This window comes from Methylophaga thalassica, assembly GCF_030159795.1.
GTDB lineage: Bacteria > Pseudomonadota > Gammaproteobacteria > Nitrosococcales > Methylophagaceae > Methylophaga > Methylophaga thalassica.
Window position 1 is genome coordinate 295821 of sequence record NZ_BSND01000013.1, and the last position, 18658, is coordinate 314478.

13 protein-coding genes are annotated in these 18658 nt (G+C 46.1%); 6 read left to right on the plus strand and 7 right to left on the minus strand.

All coding sequences use genetic code 11. From position 1 onward, the window contains the following. Positions 1–8: 8 nt before the first annotated feature. Positions 9–2135: a DNA helicase RecQ gene (gene recQ / locus QQL60_RS14265; RefSeq protein ID WP_284723685.1), complete on the minus strand. Its 2127-nt coding sequence runs from the start codon at positions 2133–2135 to the stop codon at positions 9–11. Between the two features lie 178 nt (positions 2136–2313). On the opposite strand from recQ, the gene QQL60_RS14270 reads away from it, so the two are divergent. Continuing rightward, on the plus strand, positions 2314–2661 hold the full coding sequence (locus tag QQL60_RS14270) for a cupin domain-containing protein (RefSeq protein WP_273183049.1): 348 nt from the start codon (positions 2314–2316) through the stop codon (positions 2659–2661). Positions 2662–2760: 99 nt separating this feature from the next. Here the strand turns inward: QQL60_RS14270 and dinB are convergent, their stop codons facing one another. Beyond that, a complete protein-coding gene (dinB, locus tag QQL60_RS14275; protein ID WP_284723686.1) occupies positions 2761–3849 on the minus strand; it encodes a DNA polymerase IV in 1089 nt (362 codons plus the stop codon). 164 nt (positions 3850–4013) lie between these two features. Here dinB and QQL60_RS14280 point away from each other — a divergent pair, with 164 nt between their 5' ends. Further along, positions 4014–5558, plus strand: coding sequence for an AmpG family muropeptide MFS transporter (locus QQL60_RS14280; RefSeq protein WP_284723687.1), 1545 nt, complete (start codon positions 4014–4016; stop codon positions 5556–5558). A gap of 165 nt (positions 5559–5723) precedes the next feature. On the opposite strand, the gene ppnN is transcribed toward QQL60_RS14280, so the two are convergent. Together ppnN and QQL60_RS14290 are read right to left on the minus strand one after the other, a co-directional pair. Further along, positions 5724–7082, minus strand: coding sequence for a nucleotide 5'-monophosphate nucleosidase PpnN (gene ppnN / locus QQL60_RS14285; RefSeq protein ID WP_284723688.1), 1359 nt, complete (start codon positions 7080–7082; stop codon positions 5724–5726). An 89-nt stretch (positions 7083–7171) separates the two neighbouring features. Continuing rightward, positions 7172–9850 carry a bifunctional acetate--CoA ligase family protein/GNAT family N-acetyltransferase gene (locus QQL60_RS14290; protein ID WP_284723689.1) on the minus strand — a complete coding sequence of 893 codons (2679 nt, stop codon included), beginning with the start codon at positions 9848–9850 and terminating at the stop codon, positions 7172–7174. A gap of 68 nt (positions 9851–9918) precedes the next feature. Between QQL60_RS14290 and QQL60_RS14295 the strand changes: the two genes are divergently transcribed. Further along, the gene (locus tag QQL60_RS14295; protein ID WP_273183056.1) at positions 9919–10836 is read left to right on the plus strand and encodes a histone deacetylase family protein; all 918 of its coding nucleotides are present in this window, start codon (positions 9919–9921) and stop codon (positions 10834–10836) included. A gap of 70 nt (positions 10837–10906) precedes the next feature. Here QQL60_RS14295 and QQL60_RS14300 read toward each other — a convergent pair whose 3' ends face one another. Both QQL60_RS14300 and QQL60_RS14305 read right to left on the minus strand, forming a co-directional pair. Next, a complete protein-coding gene (locus QQL60_RS14300) occupies positions 10907–11419 on the minus strand; it encodes a single-stranded DNA-binding protein (protein WP_007144466.1) in 513 nt (170 codons plus the stop codon). A gap of 258 nt (positions 11420–11677) precedes the next feature. Next, complete coding sequence (locus QQL60_RS14305) at positions 11678–12427, minus strand: IclR family transcriptional regulator (protein WP_007144467.1); 750 nt, start codon at positions 12425–12427, stop codon at positions 11678–11680. 74 nt (positions 12428–12501) lie between these two features. Here QQL60_RS14305 and QQL60_RS14310 point away from each other — a divergent pair, with 74 nt between their 5' ends. Beyond that, positions 12502–13647 carry an MFS transporter gene (locus tag QQL60_RS14310; RefSeq protein WP_284723690.1) on the plus strand — a complete coding sequence of 382 codons (1146 nt, stop codon included), beginning with the start codon at positions 12502–12504 and terminating at the stop codon, positions 13645–13647. A gap of 12 nt (positions 13648–13659) precedes the next feature. Here the strand turns inward: QQL60_RS14310 and QQL60_RS14315 are convergent, their stop codons facing one another. After that, positions 13660–15045, minus strand: coding sequence for an MFS transporter (locus QQL60_RS14315; RefSeq protein WP_040576151.1), 1386 nt, complete (start codon positions 15043–15045; stop codon positions 13660–13662). 74 nt (positions 15046–15119) lie between these two features. Between QQL60_RS14315 and uvrA the strand changes: the two genes are divergently transcribed. Beyond that, positions 15120–17942, plus strand: coding sequence for an excinuclease ABC subunit UvrA (uvrA, locus tag QQL60_RS14320; RefSeq protein WP_284723780.1), 2823 nt, complete (start codon positions 15120–15122; stop codon positions 17940–17942). Then, positions 17939–18562 carry a CYTH domain-containing protein gene (locus QQL60_RS14325; protein ID WP_284723691.1) on the plus strand — a complete coding sequence of 208 codons (624 nt, stop codon included), beginning with the start codon at positions 17939–17941 and terminating at the stop codon, positions 18560–18562. Before uvrA ends, QQL60_RS14325 begins: the two co-directional genes overlap by 4 nt. Positions 18563–18658: the final 96 nt, after the last annotated feature.

The following is an 18658-nucleotide window of genomic DNA, read 5'->3' on the forward strand; positions in this document are numbered from 1 at the left end:
CGTTGTCATTAATACATGGATGCCAGAACGCAACGAATCACACCATAATCATAAGCTTCATCCAGGGCCTGATAAATCGCTTTCAGGCTCTGAGATTCATCTCCTAATGAATCAATCGTCAGCATGATCGTGTTCAGCTCAGCATCTTCCAGGTCCAGTACGTCTTTTACATCCAGTAACCCGGCATTAATGCCTTCAGCCAGATGGCTATAAACTGTACTGAGTTTTAAATCTCGCTGTTTCGCAATGCTGTCTATCTCATGTCCTTTTTCCAGTAATAACAACGTGTCATTAATCGTGTCACTCAAGCCGTTATTCAGTAACTCAGACAAAGGATGTTGTTGAATGACCTCTAAAAACGCATGGCCGTAATGGTTGAGTTTTTGTTCGCCCACGCCGGAAATACGTTGCATAGCCGCCATATCTGCAGGTCGATAACGACACATTTCCAACAACGTCGCATCATGAAAAATAACGTAAGGCGGCAACTCATGTTGTTTGGCAATATCCGAGCGTAATTGACGCAATGCTTCCCAAAGTCGTTGATCTTGAGGGCGAACAGCTGTTTGTTTTTTGCCGGTTTTAGCTGTTGATTTTTTAGGCGACTGTTTTCTTAAATATAATGTTTGCTCGCCGCGGAGGACTGGTCGACATTTTTCTGTCAGACGTAATGCGCCATAACGCTGAATATCAATATCCAGATAACCCGTGGCGATTAACTGACGGAAAATACCTCGCCATTGAGTGGCATTGAGTTCAGAGCCGATGCCGTAGGTACTTAACTTGTCATGCTGGTTTTGTTTAATACGTTCATCGTCACTACCAAGTAAGATATCGATTAAATAATTCACCCCGAATCGTTGTTCGGTACGATAAACACAAGACAAGGCCTTTTGTGCCATTTCTGTCGCATCAAAGCTTTCAGGAGGTGTTTGGCAATTATCACATTGCCCGCATTTTTCAGGTGCTTCCTCATCAAAATAGGCCAAGATGGCCTGACGCCGACAGGTGATGAGTTCACATAAACCTAGCATGGCATCCAATTTATGTTGTTCAACCCGTTTGACCATATCCGGCGCATTGGAGTCCTGCATAAACTGCCGCAGCGTAATGACATCCTGCAGGCCATAAGCCATCCAGGCATCAGCCGGTAAACCGTCACGGCCAGCACGCCCGGTTTCCTGATAATAGGCCTCAATATTTTTCGGTAAGTTCAGGTGAGCGACAAAACGCACATCCGGTTTATCAATACCCATGCCAAAGGCGATGGTAGCGACAATGATCACCGCTTCTTCACGTAAAAACCGCTGTTGGTGTTTTGCTCTTACCTCATTGGACAAACCGGCATGATAGGGCAGCGCAACCCGACCTTGTTCCTGAAGCCATTCGGCAATGGCCTCGACTTTCTTTCGCGACAGACAATAAACAATGCCGGCATCATTGGCGTGGTGTTCCTCGATAAACTGCCACAGCTGTTGTTTGGCTTGGCTTGCCTCGGTAATCGCATAAAAAATATTGTGTCGGTCAAAACTATTCAGATAGACATTGGCTTGCTGCAGATTGAGTTGCTCAATGATTTCCTGACGTGTGCGTTTATCGGCCGTGGCTGTCAGAGCAATACGAGGCACATTAGGAAAGCGTTCATGTAGTCGTCGAAGCTGTTGATACTCTGGTCGAAAGTCATGGCCCCACTGCGATACACAATGCGCTTCATCTATTGCAAATAAGGAAATGGTTACACGACTCAATAGCGATATGCTGCGCTCATTCAGTAAACGCTCTGGGGCGATGTACAATACATCAATCAACCCGTCTTCAAGTTGTTGCTCAACGCTATAGGCTTCTGAGGCTGACAAACTTGAGTTAAGAAAGGCCGCTTTCACACCCAACTCGTTTAATGCCACCACCTGATCCTGCATTAAAGCAATCAACGGTGAAACCACAATGCCGGTGCCTGGTCGTATCAGCGCCGGAATCTGATAACAAAGTGATTTACCGCCGCCAGTTGGCATCAATACAAGGGCATCACCACCCTGGATAACATGCTCAACGATATCGTCTTGATTATGTCGAAAGCCATTGTAACCAAAAATGTTCTGTAGCACGTCCAGTGCGGGTTGTCCTTGAGTCTGCATAAATAAATTCAGTGGTTAAAGCAAAGGGGCATTATGGCAAATATGCCCTGACTCTAACATCAGAGATGAACGGTAAATTCGGTTTATCACTGAAACACAGGCAAAATAGATAAGGCGAAATCCCCATCTCATCCCAAATGTTCATTGTTTGGGCAAAACTTAAATTTTAGGAATTCAAATGAAAGACATTACCGTGGACAGTAATCCCAGCGAAGCACAATTAAAGAAAATGGGGGTTGAACATTGGCCAACATGGGAAAAAGAAGTATCCGTATTTCCCTGGTCATTTGTGACCACTGAAGTGGCATACATTGTAGAAGGGGAGTGTGTGATGACGCCAAATGATGGTGGCCCAGCGACCACATTTAAAGCGGGTGACTTAGTGGTCTTCCCTAACGGTTATAAAGGCACATGGGAAGTGAAAAAAGCACTAAAAAAACGCTTTAAACATAAGGATGGTAACTTCGTGAAATGTGCGTTTAGCCGTTATAAAATTCTGAAAAATCGTATCAAGGCAGCTCTTTAATTATATCAATAGTGCTTGGGTTGAAGGTTGAAGCTCAATGACCATAACTAAGTTCATTTCGGGTTTCTTCCTCAATCCAAACGATGGATCGTTTTATTTTTAAAACTCATCATTTAACGCTAAGTCTAACTGTGGTTGATGAGTCTGTAATACCGGCACATCAAACCCACTCATACTTAATCCGACCAATCTCACAGGTTTGATTCCAGCTTCTGTTTTTTCAAGCAATAACGGAATGATCTGTTTTAAGTCTGTTAGTTGAATAATGTGCTCGGTGCTGTGCGCACGGGTGACTTGTTGAAAGTCAGCATATTTCACTTTGACGGTGATGGTGCGCGCTTTCAGGTTTTGTTTACTCAGGCTTTCGAAAACGCGTTCAGCCAGATCAAGCAGTTTGGCGGTTAATTCCGGGATAGAGTGAATATCTTCAGCAAAGGTGGTTTCTTTACCGAGCGATTTACGGATGCGTTGACTGCGAACCGGACGTTCGTCGATAGCTCGGGCGATGTTGTAATAATACTGACCTGCTTTACCGAAACGCTCAGTCAGTTCTGTTAATGATTTCTCACGTAGGTTCTTGCCAGTATGGATGCCGAGATTATGCATTTTGGTTTCTGTGGCGGGACCAATGCCATGAAACTTACCCACTGGAAGAGCGGCGACAAAAGCTTCGCCTTGTTCGGGTCTGATGACATAGAGCCCATTGGGTTTGTCCATATCCGAGGCAATTTTGGCGAGGAATTTATTATAGGAAACACCCGCCGAGGCGGTGAGTCGGGTTTCCTGCAAAATCTCACGTTTAATGGCCTGGGCAATCAAGGTGGCCGAACCATTAAAAGCCTCGGTGTATGTAACATCTAAATACGCTTCATCAAGAGATAACGGCTCAACTTCAGTGGCATAACGCCAGAAAATGTCACGGATTTGGTTGGATACTTCACGGTAAGCATCAAAGCGTGGCGGCACAAATAAGGCATGAGAGCATAAACGATAGGCACGTGAGCAGGGCATAGCCGAGTGAATGCCGTACTTTCTGGCTTCATAACTGCAGGCCGCAACCACGCCCCGGCTGTTAGGCTGGCCGCCGACGATCAGCGGTTTACCTTTATATTCGGGATGATCACGTTGTTCAACAGAAGCAAAAAAAGCATCCATATCGACGTGAATTATTTTGCGTTGTTTAGCCATGAGGTAGCAAGGATATCAGAAGTGTGTTCTCTTAATTTTCTCATTATCGTTGACTGCATGATGAACAGCAATATTTTCTAGTCGTCTGTATCACTATGAACAAAAGTGGAACCAGATATACTTCAATGTTACTTTAGCTGATTCAACGCGATCTGAGACCGATTTTGATAGCACGACTACGTTCATGGCAGGAGAGTTTACAAGCATTTATGCACCCGCGGGTGTTAACGATGCTTGTCTTTGGCATCATGGCGGGCCTGCCGTTATTACTGATTTTTTCCACCTTGAGTCTATGGCTTGGCGAAGTCGGCATCGCAAAAAGTGACATCACTTATTTCAGTTGGGCGGCACTGGGTTACTCATTCAAATTCGTTTGGGCACCATTAGTCGATGTCATGCCTTTACCCTTATTAACCCGTTGGCTAGGACGTCGGCGTGCCTGGTTATTATTGGCGCAGTGCATGGTGATGGGCTCCATTATTTTTATGGCCATGGTCGATCCCGCTCAGCATTCCTTGGTGTGGATGGGCGCTGCTGCGGTGTGTTTAGGCTTTTCTTCGGCTACTCAGGATATCGTGACCGATGCTTACCGTATTGAATCAGCCAATGCTGAACTGCAAGCGATGATGTCAGCCAGTTACATCGCCGGATATCGCATTGGCATGTTGCTGGCTGGAGGCGGAGCTTTATTTCTGGCCAGTTATTTTGGTACCAGTATGGAGCATTATAATTTTGAGGCTTGGCAATTAACCTACTGGGCGATGGCCAGTTTATTTTTAGTTGGCATTTTGACCACCTTAATCATCGATGAGCCCAAGCAACTACAAGCATCAGCTTTGATCAATCGTCGCCATCATGTGCGATTTTTTATTACCTTTTTGCTGGCAGTGAGCGCCTTTATTTGTAGCTTTGCTCTGACAGCAGACTTAACCGCGCTGGCGAAACAAAAACTGGGTTTACTTCTGAGTAATGCGCAACTGGTGTCTGTTTTTATCGAGTTAATCAGATTGGTATTTGCCGGGGTTGCCGCAGCGCTGGTTGCGCTGTTGATGACACAAATAAAATTTATCGATAAACAAAGTGTGACTCACAGCTACATCGCGCCTATTCAGGATTTCTTTACACGTTATGGCTGGTCTTTGGCTTGGTTATTATTAGCCTTGGTGGGTCTGTACCGAATCTCAGATATTGTCCTGGGCGTAGTGGCTAATCCGCTTTATCAAAGCCTTGGCTTTACCAAAAATGAAATTGCCACCGTGGTGAAAACCTTTGGTGTGTTTATGACCATTTTCGGCGCCTTTTATGGCGGGGTACTGGTGTTACGTTATGGTGTGATGCCGATATTGATGCTGGGGGCGGTGTTATCTGCCATTACCAATTTGTTGTTTATGCTGCTGGTGCAAAGCGGACATGATATTACGATGCTGTATGTGGTGATTACCGCCGATAATTTATCCGGCGGTCTGGCTAATGCCGCCTTTATTGCCTTTTTGTCGAGTTTAACCAATATCTCTTTTACTGCTGTGCAGTATGCCATTTTCAGCTCATTGATGACCTTAATCCCCAAAGTGCTGGGCGGTTACTCTGGTTCTATGGTGGAGTCTATTGGGTTTGAAAATTTCTTTTTGATGACGGCACTTATGGGGCTACCTGTGTTATTACTGATTGCACTGGCCCGTAAACGATTTAATCTCACCCATCCTCAATAACTATCCTTAAATAATTCTCAAGGATAGTGACATATTGCTTGGGTGGCTAATTCATTCAGGCCAAGGACACCGATGACTGGTCATGGAAAAGTGCAATCACCAGCTATCTGTGCCCCTGCTTCTGAAGTGGTTTATGTAACATTATTTGTCATTATCGGGTAAAAGTTAGCCCACCAATTTATAACAAGGTTGATACACCCCTTCTCCCTGGCCTAGTTTCATTCGTTGCTGTTTGACAAAAATATGGAGCAGATTATCAATGGCTTGCATGATGTCAGGATCACCCTTCAACAGATAAGGCCCATGCTTCGCCACTTCTTTAATACCAAAACTTTTCACATTGCCGGCGACAATGCCTGAAAATGCTGAGCGGATCTGGCTGGCAAGCAAATGTTTGGGCAATGATGGATCTAAATCCAACGCGGCCATATTTTCATGAGTAGGAATAAATGGCTGCTGCAGCATAGGGTCGATATGTAACTGCCAGTTGTAGTAATAGGCTTCTTCAGTTTCTCTGCGATTTTCATGGACTTCGGTCATCGCCTGTTTGACTTTATAGCCAACGGTTTCTGGCTCACCAATCACGATTTCATATAAGTCACTAATCTCTTCACCCAGACACTGTTTGAGGAAGGCGTCCAGCGTGTTGAAGTAGTCCCGACAGGATTCTGGCCCAGCAAAAATTAATGGAATGCCATATTTATTTTCCGGATGCAGCAGGATACTGAGTAAATAGAAGATTTCTTCGACGGTACCGACACCACCTGGGAATACCACGATAACGTGACCCAGACGCACAAAGGCTTCCAGGCGTTTTTCGATGTCGGGCATGATAACCAGCTCATTGACGATGGCATTGGGCGATTCTGAAGCAATGATGCCTGGTTCGCTAATGCCGATATAACGACCATGGGTGATTTGCTGTTTAGCATGTCCCACTGCAGCCCCTTTCATAGGGCCTTTCATCGCACCAATACCGCAGCCGGTGATGATATCTAGTCCTCTCAAACCAAACTCATATCCGACATGTTTTGCATAGTCATATTCTTCACGTGGAATAGAATGACCACCCCAGCACACCACCAGATTTGGTGACACATTCGGCCTGACCATATTGGCATTACGCAAAATGCGGAACACTTTGTCGGTGATTTTGGCTGAGTTATTGGTTTCTTCAGCGAGAATTTTAAAGTCAGTGTAGACAATATCGCGCAATACCGAAGATAAATGCTCCTGAATACCGCGAATCAGGGTGCCGTCAACAAAAGACTGTGCCGGTGCATTAAAGATTTCCAGCATCACACCACGCGGTTGTGATTTCAGGCGGATATCAAAGTCCGCATAGAGCTGCTGAATTTCTTCAGCATCATCTTCATGGCTGTCAGTATTCAGAATGGCCAGAGCACATTCACGAAACAGTTGATGCAGCTCAGCGCTGGGTGAGCTGAGTTTGATGATTTCTTCCTGTGATAACAGGTTAAGACTACGAATTGGACGAACAGTGGTATAAGGGATTTTTTTCATTCACACGCCTTCTTTGGTGGTTACTAATTGATGCTCCCACTCTTGTTAATAACAATCAATGGTTTTCAGATAATTTTTGCTCAGCAGCACTACAAATGCATAGAAGCTAACCTGATGGAGGGCTCTTCCAGACTGGCCGTGACTGTAAACCCTAAGCTCTCTACTAGCCGCTGCATGGGTTGATTACTGGTCAGGATTTCGCCTTCCATCAGGCTGAAACCTTGCTGGCGAGCACTGGAAATTAACGCGTTCATCAGTCGTGTGCCAATACCTTTATGCTGCCACTCATCGGCGACGACCAAAGCAAATTCACAGCTACTGCCATCCGGGTTCATACTGTAACGGGCAACACCGACTTCAATTTCTTCCTCTTCTTCCATGGTCACCGCCATCAAAGCCAGTTCGCGACTGTAATCAAGCTGAGTAAAGCGTATCAACATATCCTGCGATAATTCGTTGAGTTCCTGCATAAAACGGAAATAGCGTGATTCGGTAGAAAGCTTCCGGAAAAAGACTTGTTCTATCAGCGCATCTTCAGGTCGTATTGGTCGGATAATAATATCCGTGCCATCGGCTAACTGTTCTTGTCTGGTCAAATGGGTTGGGTAGGGGTGAATGGCCATATGATCATAACGATTAATCTTTTTGACATGATGTGCCACTATAATTCTGACATCTAATGCCAACACACCTCGCTCGTCGACAACCAGCGGATTGATATCCAGCGATTCAATTTCTGGTAATTCACAGACCATTTCAGATACACGTAATAACACTTGTATTAAGGCATCACGGTTTACCGCAGGCATATCACGGAATTCACCTAGCATTGCTGCGATTTTGGTTTGATTAATCAGTTTGTCTGCAAGGAAGGTATTCAGAGGGGGCAGGGCGATAGCGGTATCCTGCAACACTTCCACTTTGACTCCACCGGCACCAAACACAATGGTGGTGCCAAACACTGGATCACGATTGGCGCCGACCAGACATTCTCTGCCAAAGGGATCGGTATACATCGGTTCGATACTGACGCTGAACGATTTTATATCCGGCACTTTTTTACGCACAGCTTCCAACAGTTCTTTGTAAACCAACCTGACGGCGGCCGCATTATTGATATTTAAACGTACACCACCGACATCCGTTTTATGCTGGATATGGCGATCATTGATTTTCATCGCTACCGGATAACCAAAACTTTCTGCGGCGACCAAAGCTTCATTGGCACTGTGGCATTGAATGCTTAAGCTCACCGGGATATCAAAGGCATGTAACAGGGCTCGGGATTCAGCCGTTGTCAGCGCTTGTCTATTTTCAGCTAAGACACTTTCAATAATCAGTCGGGCGCCTTCAATATCGGGTTCACTATGTGATGATAAAGGGCCGGGAACCTGCATCAGCAGCTGTTGATTTTCATAAAAACGGGCCAGACAGGCGAAGGCTTCCACTGACGATTCCGGATCAGAAAAACACGGCACATGATGACGGGCAAACAAACGATCTGCACTGGCGATAAGTTGTTGTCCCATCCAGCAAGCCAGAACAGGTTTAGAACTGGTCTGTTGTGCATCAATGACAGCCTGCGCACAAGCATCGGGGTCAGTCATGGCTTGGGGCGATAACATGACTAACACGCCATCAATGCCTTCATCTTGCAAACAGGCATTGACCGCTGCTTTATAACGTTCCGGTGCGGCATCACCCAGCACATCGATAGGATTACTACGTGACCAGTGGGCTGGTAATACCTTATCCAGACTGGCAATGGTGTCATCTGACAGACTGGCTAATTCAATACCTAAATCAATGGCCCGATCAGTGGCCATGACGCCAAGACCACCACCGTTAGTAACAATCGCTAAACGTCTGCCATGAACTCGGCATTGTGTGGCTAATAATTCAGCCGCAGCAAAAAGCTGCTGGATGGTATCGGCTCTGACCACACCTGCTCGCTGAATTGCGGCATTAAAGACGTCATCTCCCCCCATCATCGCACCTGTATGCGTTAAAGCGGCTTGTGATCCAGCTTGATGACGACCCGCCTTGATCACGACCACAGGTTTCATACGAGAAGCGATACGTAAACCGCTCATAAAACGGCGTGCATCACGTATGCCTTCGACATACAGCAGAATGCTTTGGGTCTTGTGGTCCTGAGCCAGGAAATCGAGCAGATCGCCAAAGTCGATATCGGCGGCATTGCCCAGAGAGATAATGGCGGAAAAGCCCACTTCATTGGCTGCGGCCCAATCCAAAATGGCTGTACATAAAGCACCCGATTGTGAAATTAAGGCTAATTGTCCCGGCGCAGCGGTGTTTTTGCTGAACGTGGCATTCATGCCAATACTGGGCCGGATAAGACCCAGACAATTCGGGCCTAGAATATGAATATTGTATTGCTTTGCGGCTTTCACCACCGCATGTTCCAGTTTCAGTCCTTGTCCCTGTCCTTCACTAAAACCCGCTGAAATAATGATGGCCGCTTTCACACCTGCGTGACCACATTGATGAATAATGGCTTCTATGGTGGTGGCCGGTGTGGCGATAACAGCCAAATCGATAGATTCATTAATCGCTTCCAGATTCGGGTAGCAAATATGATCATCGATACGATCATATTTTGGATTTACCGCAAAGACTGGTCCGGAAAAATCGGTATCCACCAAATTATCAAATACGCGTCTGCCCACCGCATCCGTCGTCTGACTGGCACCAAATACCGCGATTGAACGGGGTGAAAACAGGCGGTCTAAAAAATGTGTGGTCATATCACTGGTCCATTTTCCTGATACGATTAGCTTACAAAAACTTTATTACGGTTGTTTAAGGTGTCGTTATGACTATCGCGTTTATTTCTCATGCTGACTGTGCCCTGCACGAAACGACATCATATCACCCGGACACGGCAGAAAGACTTGCTGCCATTCACGATCGTCTTATCGCCAGCGGCCTGGAAATGGTTATGCATTTTTATGACGCGCCGATGGTCACCTTACAGCAATTATGTCGTGTTCATGATGCTGATTATGTCAGTGATATCTTTCAGAAGTTGCAAGAGAATGAACGTGTTTGGCTGGATGCTGATACATTGATGGTGTCAGCGTCATTAACGGCGGCACAGCGTGGAGCCGGGGCTGTAGTAAAAGCGGTTGATTTAGTGATGAGCCAAGACGCGAATACGGCCTTTTGTTGTGTCAGACCGCCCGGTCATCACGCAGAACATAACAAGGCGATGGGCTTTTGTATATTCAATAACGTCGCTGTAGGTGTCGCTCATGCGATAGCTGAATATGGATTGCAGCGAGTGGCCATTATCGACTTTGATGCACACCATGGTAATGGCACAGAAGATATTTTTAGAGGCAACCAGCAGATACTGTTATGTAGTAGTTTTCAGCATCCTTTTTATCCCGATACTGGTGAACCGGGTAAACACGACAATATGATCAATATTGGTCTGCCTGCTGGCACCAGTGGTGAGCAATTTCGCCAACTTATTGAAGAACAATGGCTACCAGAGCTGGAAGCATTTCAACCAGAAATGATTTTTATCTCAGCTGGATTCGATGGGCATCGGGAAGACGATATGTCGGATCTGGATTTGGTGGAAGATGATTTTGCCTGGGTGACCAGTGAAGTGAAAAAAATAGCGGATAAATTTGCCCAGGGCCGGATAGTTTCAACGCTTGAAGGCGGTTATGTCATGTCAGCATTAGGCCGCAGTGTGGCCAGTCATATTGATGCTTTGTTATGAGTGCTATCTGACTTTAAGATAATAAAAAAGCCCTGTAAAACAGAGCTTTTTTGTGATCTTTCAGAGATTCCTAGAACGGAATATCATCATCGTAATAATCATCGCCGCCCCCACCATAATCAGGGCCTGCAGATGATGAGGCAGGTTGTGGTGCATTGTAACCGCCAGATTGTTGTTGTGGACGTTGGTCAAACGAGGTATCACCACCACTGTAATTACTGCCACCGCCCTGGTTGGCACCACCGCCGGCACCACGACTGTCCAGCATGGTCATTTCATTACCCACGATTTCCGTCGTGTATTGGTCTTGTCCCTGCTGATTTTGCCATTTACGCGTTTGAATCCGACCTTCGATATAAACCTGTGAGCCTTTGTGCAGATATTGCTGAGCAATCTCCCCCAGTTTGTTTCGTAAGACGACTCGGTGCCATTCGGTGCGTTCCTGACGTTCACCGGTTTGTCTGTCTTTCCAGCTTTCTGATGTGGCAATTCGTAAATTACAAATTGAACCACCGTTTGGAAAGGCGCGGCTTTCAGGCTCTGCGCCGAGTCGTCCGACCAGAATGACCTTATTTACTGACATGGCTTGTTCCTTGGTTTAATGGGGACCGTCAAATCTGTGCTGATGTTGCTGCTGAACATCAGTCAAATGACTGTCTCAGTGTTAAAAAAATAGTTAAAAGCGTTTCTACCATCAACCACACTATTGCAGGCAGAAAAAGGATTGCTAATGAGCAGGGATAATATCATCTCAGTCACACATTCCCAATATCAAAATAGAAGGTCCAGTGTGATGCGTTGTCTTAGGTGGGGTGTTTGGAAGAGATAAGGATAATCTGCTTTAGCGCTTGAGTACTTCTTCAACTTCAGCTTGACACTGTAGCAATGCTGAAGTCACTTCTGTCATGTTTTTGTTGAAACGAATTACGGGTAATGCGACTGCAATAGCATAACGCTCTGCAAGCGAGGATTGAATGCTGACACCTACAGCGCAAACACCTTCAGCATGTTCTTCAATATCAACTGCCCAGCCATTTTTACGAATCAAATCCAGGTCACGAAAGAGCGTGTCATAGGATACGTGGCTGGACTCTGTGCGCTGTATCCATTTGTCACCAATGACGGTTTTGACTTCTTCATTACTGAGCGTTGCCAGTATCGCTTTGCCATGAGCCGATGTGTAAACAGGGAAGGCTGTCCCCACCGGGGACATGACGCGAAGTTCCTGATCACTGGCTATTTGATCGATGGATAAGGAGTATTGCCCCCGAAACACGCAGACATCTACGGTTTCTCTTGTTCGTCTGGCCAATGTATCGATGTGGGGTTTGGCGACGCTGATGAAGTCAGTGTGCGCAGTATGCGTCATCTGTAATAAGGCCGCACCAAGTTGTATACCCTGACGAGTGTGAATTACCAAAGACGCTTGTTCTAAAGATGACACCAAACGATGAACAGTAGATCGTGGTAACTCAACGCGTTTGGCTAATGCTGTGATGCTGATTCCTTGTGGATAGTGTTGTAATGCTTTGAGTATCGTGGCGGCACGCGAAATAACCTGACTATGATTGTGTTTGCTTTGATCGACCATGATTTTATCCATTTATTGACACAGGGAGTCTAACATATGACTATCACCGATATATGAAATAAAGTGACCGTATAGTGGATAAAAACTCAAGACAAGCAAACCGGTTAACCGATATCACATTACTCGCAGTATCCTCGCTTACCATCATGGTGGGATGTATTCTGCTGCCAGGCTTACCGTTGATTGCTACTCAGCTCGGAATTTCTTCTGATCCTGGCTGGTTGATTACCATGCCATCGCTAGGGGTGATCCTGTTTGGCCCAGCTGCAGGAAAATTGATGCAAAAAGTCGGGGCTTACAACGCGCTTTGTGTCGGTTTGGCTCTCTATGGGCTAATCGGTATGGCAGGTTTTTTGTTCAAAGATTCCTTATTCATTCATGTTGACCGCCTATTACTCGGCGCTGCCACTGCGGTGGTTATGGCATCTGGTACGGCATTAATTGCCCACTTTTATCAAGGGCAAGAAAGGTTACAGATGATCGCAAAACAAGGTATGTCGATAGAGGTAGGTGGTGTCATCTTTCTTGCTGTAGCCGGACTGTTAACCGCACAGGCATGGTTCTGGCCATTTTATCTTTACGCTATTGCCTGGCTCATCTTAGTCATGGTGGTGTTATATGTGCCAGCGATGACAGGTCTTGAGAAAACACAAATAGATACTGCCGAAGTAAGAGTGAGCCGAGAGCAACGTTGGGTGTTAGCACTGGCTTTGATATCCATGCTGATCTTTTTCATCACCACCATTACCCTGCCTGTACAACTGCATCAATCGGGTGTCAGTGAGATTACAGCAGGATTTTATCTGGCATTTATTTCATTTATGGCCGTGATAGGCGCTTTTTTTATGCCAAAAATAGTTGAACGTTTGCAGGAAAGGTCGACGCTGATTGCTGCTTATAGTCTCTACGGTATTGCCCAGATATTGTTTGCCTTCACCAATTCTTGGTTCACTCTTATTCTAGCGGCGATTGCTATGGGGATGGGATTTGGATTATCAATACCGTTGGTAAATCACATCACTATTGAATTGAGTGATTCCAGCATTAGGAATACACAATTAGCCTATTTATCCATGGCGATATTTTCAGGTCAGTTTCTGTCATCAGTGTTGGCAGAAATGATTGACGACCACTTGACGTTGTATCTTTGTACAACTTTTCTGGCATTTATCACCGCCATCACATTAATAGCAATGAGAGGGCTGCGATTTCGAGCCTGATTTCTGCACTCCTTAATGCCGTGAAGCAAAGGCTTCCAGTTCTTCCATATTAATTTCATCGGGCGAATATTTGACGTAAGCCACTTGCTCTTCCGGCACCATGACAGCTTCTTTTACACCGTAGATGGCTGTCAATTGTTGAATGAAGTCAGTGGAATTATTCATGGTCGCCTCACTCAGATGAATGATCTTACTGCTGTAGTGTTTCGGTGCCTGCATAGGGAAAACCAGTAATAACCAAATGACGACCAGTACGACACTGGCGACAAAAATCCCTTCCAGACCGAAGATGCCATAAAGCGTACCGCCCATAGCGCCACCAATAAATGCACCTACAAATTGGGCACTGGAGTAAACCCCCATCGCTGTCCCTTTATTTTCCAACGGACTGAGCTTTGACATCATCGATGGCAGGCTGGCCTCGAGAATATTGAACGCAGAAAAAAACAACCAAAGACAGATTAGGATCGCGGTTAATGAGTGAGCAAAAAATGCCCAACCCAGCTCAGCCAGGCCTATCACGGCAATGGCACCGATGAAAACGGGTTTCATTTTGCGTTTTTTTTCGGCGATGATGATAAATGGCACCATTGTGAAAAAAGCTAAAAGCAGCACTGGCATATAAGCCATAGCATGCTGGCTTTTATCCAGACCAGCCACATCCTGTAAGGCATGAGGTAAAGCGAAAAAGCTGGTGGTAAGCAGTAAATGCAGCAACATAATACTCAGCACTAAACGCATGATCTGTTTGTTGCCAAAGACTTTCCCAAACTGCTTGGGAACAGGTCCAAGATCGGTATGCATCATCAAACGTTTAGGGGTAGGTACCCATAAGTGCAAAATACCGATACCGGCGATGGCGAGCAGCGCTGTCGCCCAGAAAATACCTGATAAACCAACCCAATGTTCGAGAATAGGACCGGTTGCCAGTGCGACAGAGAATGATAGACCGATACTAATACCGATACTGGCCATCGCTTTGGTACGCTGTTCATCGCGGGTAAGGTCTGCTGTTAAAGCCATGATTGCGGCGGCGATGGCTCCACTACCCTGCAATAGGCGTCCGACAATAACCATCTCAATAGAGTGTGCCATTGCAGCAATCACACTGCCGGCCGCAAATAAAAGTAAGCCGATAGTGATAACGCGCTTACGGCCAATCTTGTCGGATAACATGCCAAATGGAATTTGCAGTAGCGCCTGAGTCAGTCCGTATGCGCCAATCGCAATACCGATGAGCATGGGGGTACTGCCCGTGTATTGATGTGCCGATATCGAAAAAACCGGCAAGATCATGAATAAGCCCAGCATTCTCAAGGCAAATATCAACGAAAGCCCTGAAATGCTCCGCTTTTCCAGCGAGGTCAATGAGTTTGTTGTAGTTTGTTTTTGCGTCATGGTAGTCGGACAGAGTATATTGATCCGTTTGATTTTACTACGGAATCCTGATGAAAAATATAAGCGTTCCCGGGATGAAAAATATAAGCATTCGTGGGGCTCGTACCCATAACCTTAAAAATATTGACCTGGACCTGCCTAGAGATGCTCTGATTGTTATCACTGGCTTGTCTGGTTCGGGAAAATCCTCGCTTGCCTTCGACACATTATACGCAGAAGGACAGCGTCGATATGTAGAATCCTTGTCAGCATACGCCAGACAGTTCTTATCGATGATGGAAAAGCCGGATGTGGATCATATTGAAGGCCTGTCTCCTGCGATATCAATCGAGCAAAAATCCACGTCGCATAACCCGCGCTCAACGGTCGGCACCATTACCGAGATTTATGACTATTTGAGATTGTTATTTGCTCGTGCCGGTGAACCGCGCTGTCCGACACATCATCAGCCATTGGCGGCGCAAACGGTCAGTCAAATGGTCGATGCGGTGCTGGAGATGCCCGAAGGTAAACGCTTGATGTTGATTGCGCCGGTGATTCAGGACCGCAAAGGCGAGCATCGTGATGTGCTGGAAGAGCTGCGTATTAAAGGCTTCGTTCGTGCGCGAGTAAATGGTCAGGTTATCGAGCTTGATGATCCGCCCGAATTAGAATTGCGCAAAAAACACACGATTGAAGCCGTAGTAGATCGTTTTAAAGTACGCGCGGATATTCAGCAACGTTTGGCAGAATCATTTGAAACCGCGCTGGCTATGGCTGATGGCGTTGCTAAAGTGGTATCAATGGATGATGAATCTGATGAGACTTTGTTCTCAGCACGCTTTGCTTGTCCAGAATGTGGTTATTCGATTTCCGAATTAGAGCCGCGCATGTTCTCGTTTAACAATCCTGCTGGTGCCTGTCCGACCTGTGATGGTTTGGGTGTGAAGCAGTTTATTGATCCTGTGCGTGTGGTGACTCATCCCGAATTAAGTCTGGCGGCAGGAGCGATTCGTGGCTGGGACCGTCGTAATGCTTATTACTACCAACTGATGTTATCGCTGGCGGAACATTATAAATTTGATCTGGAGACACCCTTTCAGGAATTGTCCGATGATGTGCGTGAAGTCATTCTGTATGGTAGCGGCAAAACACAGATCGCCTTCAACTACATGGGTGACCGCGGTAAGACAGTGAGCCGTAAACATCCGTTTGAGGGTGTCATTCCGAATATGCAGCGCCGTTATCATGAAACAGAATCAAACAGTGTTCGTGAAGATCTGGCTAAGTTCCATTCCATTCGGGCTTGTCCAGAGTGTCACGGGGCGAGATTGACGTTGGCTTCGCGTAATGTATTTGTCAATGAAATTACATTACCTGAAGTCACGGCGATGCCGATTGGCGAAGTGAGTACTTTCTTTGAAACACTCACCTTACCGGGTAAACGCGGTGAAATTGCAGAAAAAATTGTCACTGAAATTTCGGCGCGTCTCAGCTTTTTGGTCAATGTCGGCCTTGATTATCTGAATCTGGCACGTAGTGCGGAAACTTTATCTGGTGGTGAAGCTCAGCGAATTCGTTTAGCCAGTCAGATTGGTGCCGGTCTGGTGGGGGTCATGTATATTCTGGATGAACCTTCAATTGGTCTGCATCAGCGCGATAATGACCGTCTGCTGGAAACCTTAACCCGACTACGCGATCTGGGTAATACAGTCATCGTGGTAGAGCATGATGAAGACGCGATCCGCATGGCAGATTTTGTGCTGGATATTGGTCCGGGCGCCGGTGTGCACGGTGGACAAATTGTGGCACAAGGCACGCCTGAACAAATCATGAAAAGTGAAGAGTCACTGACGGGGCAATATCTGTCAGGACGCAGAAAGATTGATGTACCGGCGAAACGTCAACAACCTCATGCGGGTCGTGTGATTGGTTTAAGAGGTGCCTGCGGTAATAATCTGAAAAATGTGGATATTGATGTGCCGATTGGTCTGATGACCTGTGTTACCGGTGTGTCTGGCTCGGGTAAATCAACGCTGATCAATGAAACCTTATTAAAACTGACCGCCAAAAATTTAAACGGTAACTCTGAAGAACCCGCACCGCATTCTGAAATTATCGGTTTAGAGCAGCTCGATAAAGTGGTGGCAATTAACCAAAGTCCGATTGGTCGTACACCACGTTCAAACCCGGCCACTTATACCGGTTTATTTACCCCGATTCGTGAGTTATTCGCTGGCACACCAGAGGCACGTTCACGTGGTTATGGTCCTGGTCGCTTTAGTTTTAATGTCAAAGGTGGCCGTTGTGAAGCGTGTCAGGGCGATGGTCTGATTAAAGTGGAGATGCACTTCCTGCCTGATATTTATGTGCCATGTGATGTGTGTAAAGGTGAGCGCTATAACCGCGAAACATTGGATATTCGTTACAAAGGCAAAACGATTACCGAAGTGCTGGATATGACCATCGAAGAAGCCAACGTCTTTTTCGAAAATATTCCGGTCGTTGCCAAAAAGTTACAGACACTGATTGATGTTGGCCTGACATATATCAAACTGGGACAAAATGCGACGACCTTGTCCGGCGGTGAGGCGCAGCGTGTCAAATTAGCCAAAGAGTTATCCAAACGTGATACCGGTAAAACCCTGTACGTATTGGATGAACCAACCACCGGCTTACACTTTTTCGATATTGAACAGCTACTGAAAGTCCTGCATAGCCTGAGAGACCGCGGCAATACCATTGTGGTGATTGAGCATAATCTGGATGTCATCAAAACCGCAGACTGGATTATTGATATGGGACCTGAGGGCGGTGCGCGTGGCGGTGAAGTGCTGGCTGTGGGTACCCCAGAAGAGGTGGCGGAACACCCGTCTTCATACACTGGCAAATATTTAAAACCCTTACTGAACTTATGAGTCTAGAACAAGAAATAAAACTTCAGGTCACCCAGGCTGAGTCTCTTCTGTTACATGAAATAGACTGGCTCAAAAAACGTTTGATCCAAGATGTGTATCAGCAGCATTTATTGAGCACTTATTTTGATACGGCTGATAAAGCCTTGATGAACTTTGGTGTGGGTCTGAGATTGCGTCAAATCGGTGAACAGTGGCTGCAAACGGTGAAATGCAGTGGAAAAGCCAGTTCTGGTTTGCATGAACGTCAGGAGTGGGAGCATGAATTAGAAGCGCCAGAGTTTGACCTTGAGCGTCTGGCTGAAACCGCTATCGCGCCATTACTGGAGCAGGAGCAGGTATGGAATGCTATTCAGCCAGTGTTCACCACAGAGTTTGAACGTGATGTTTGGTTGTTGAGGTTAGAGGCTGACACCGTGATTGAACTGGCTTATGACCGGGGCGAAGTCAGAGCGGGTGACAAACAAGTCGCGATTCATGAAATTGAATTGGAATTAAAGCAGGGGCAAATAGACATTTGCCAAAAATTAGCCGATCAGCTCAAGGCCGCTCTCCCACTTGAATACAGCAATATCAGTAAAGCGGGTCTGGGATATGGCTTGTCGCAAGGTGCTGATAAGTAAAGAATTGTTTAGAAATGTTAAGTAACAGACAAAGGCGATCTTGTCTGTTATAGTCGAACCATTGCTTCTATCAAGTTAATGATGATGCAGGGTGAT

Coding starts and splice junctions, on each gene's coding strand:
- QQL60_RS14270 (WP_273183049.1), top strand. CDS start 2,314: ATGAAAGACATTACCGTGGACAGTAATCCCAGCGAAGCACAATTAAAG.
- QQL60_RS14325 (WP_284723691.1), top strand. CDS start 17,939: ATGAGTCTAGAACAAGAAATAAAACTTCAGGTCACCCAGGCTGAGTCT.
- recQ (WP_284723685.1), bottom strand. CDS start 2,135: ATGCAGACTCAAGGACAACCCGCACTGGACGTGCTACAGAACATTTTT.
- QQL60_RS14290 (WP_284723689.1), bottom strand. CDS start 9,850: ATGACCACACATTTTTTAGACCGCCTGTTTTCACCCCGTTCAATCGCG.
- QQL60_RS14300 (WP_007144466.1), bottom strand. CDS start 11,419: ATGTCAGTAAATAAGGTCATTCTGGTCGGACGACTCGGCGCAGAGCCT.
- dinB (WP_284723686.1), bottom strand. CDS start 3,849: ATGGCTAAACAACGCAAAATAATTCACGTCGATATGGATGCTTTTTTT.
- QQL60_RS14295 (WP_273183056.1), top strand. CDS start 9,919: ATGACTATCGCGTTTATTTCTCATGCTGACTGTGCCCTGCACGAAACG.
- uvrA (WP_284723780.1), top strand. CDS start 15,120: ATGAAAAATATAAGCATTCGTGGGGCTCGTACCCATAACCTTAAAAAT.
- QQL60_RS14305 (WP_007144467.1), bottom strand. CDS start 12,427: ATGGTCGATCAAAGCAAACACAATCATAGTCAGGTTATTTCGCGTGCC.
- ppnN (WP_284723688.1), bottom strand. CDS start 7,082: ATGAAAAAAATCCCTTATACCACTGTTCGTCCAATTCGTAGTCTTAAC.
- QQL60_RS14315 (WP_040576151.1), bottom strand. CDS start 15,045: ATGACGCAAAAACAAACTACAACAAACTCATTGACCTCGCTGGAAAAG.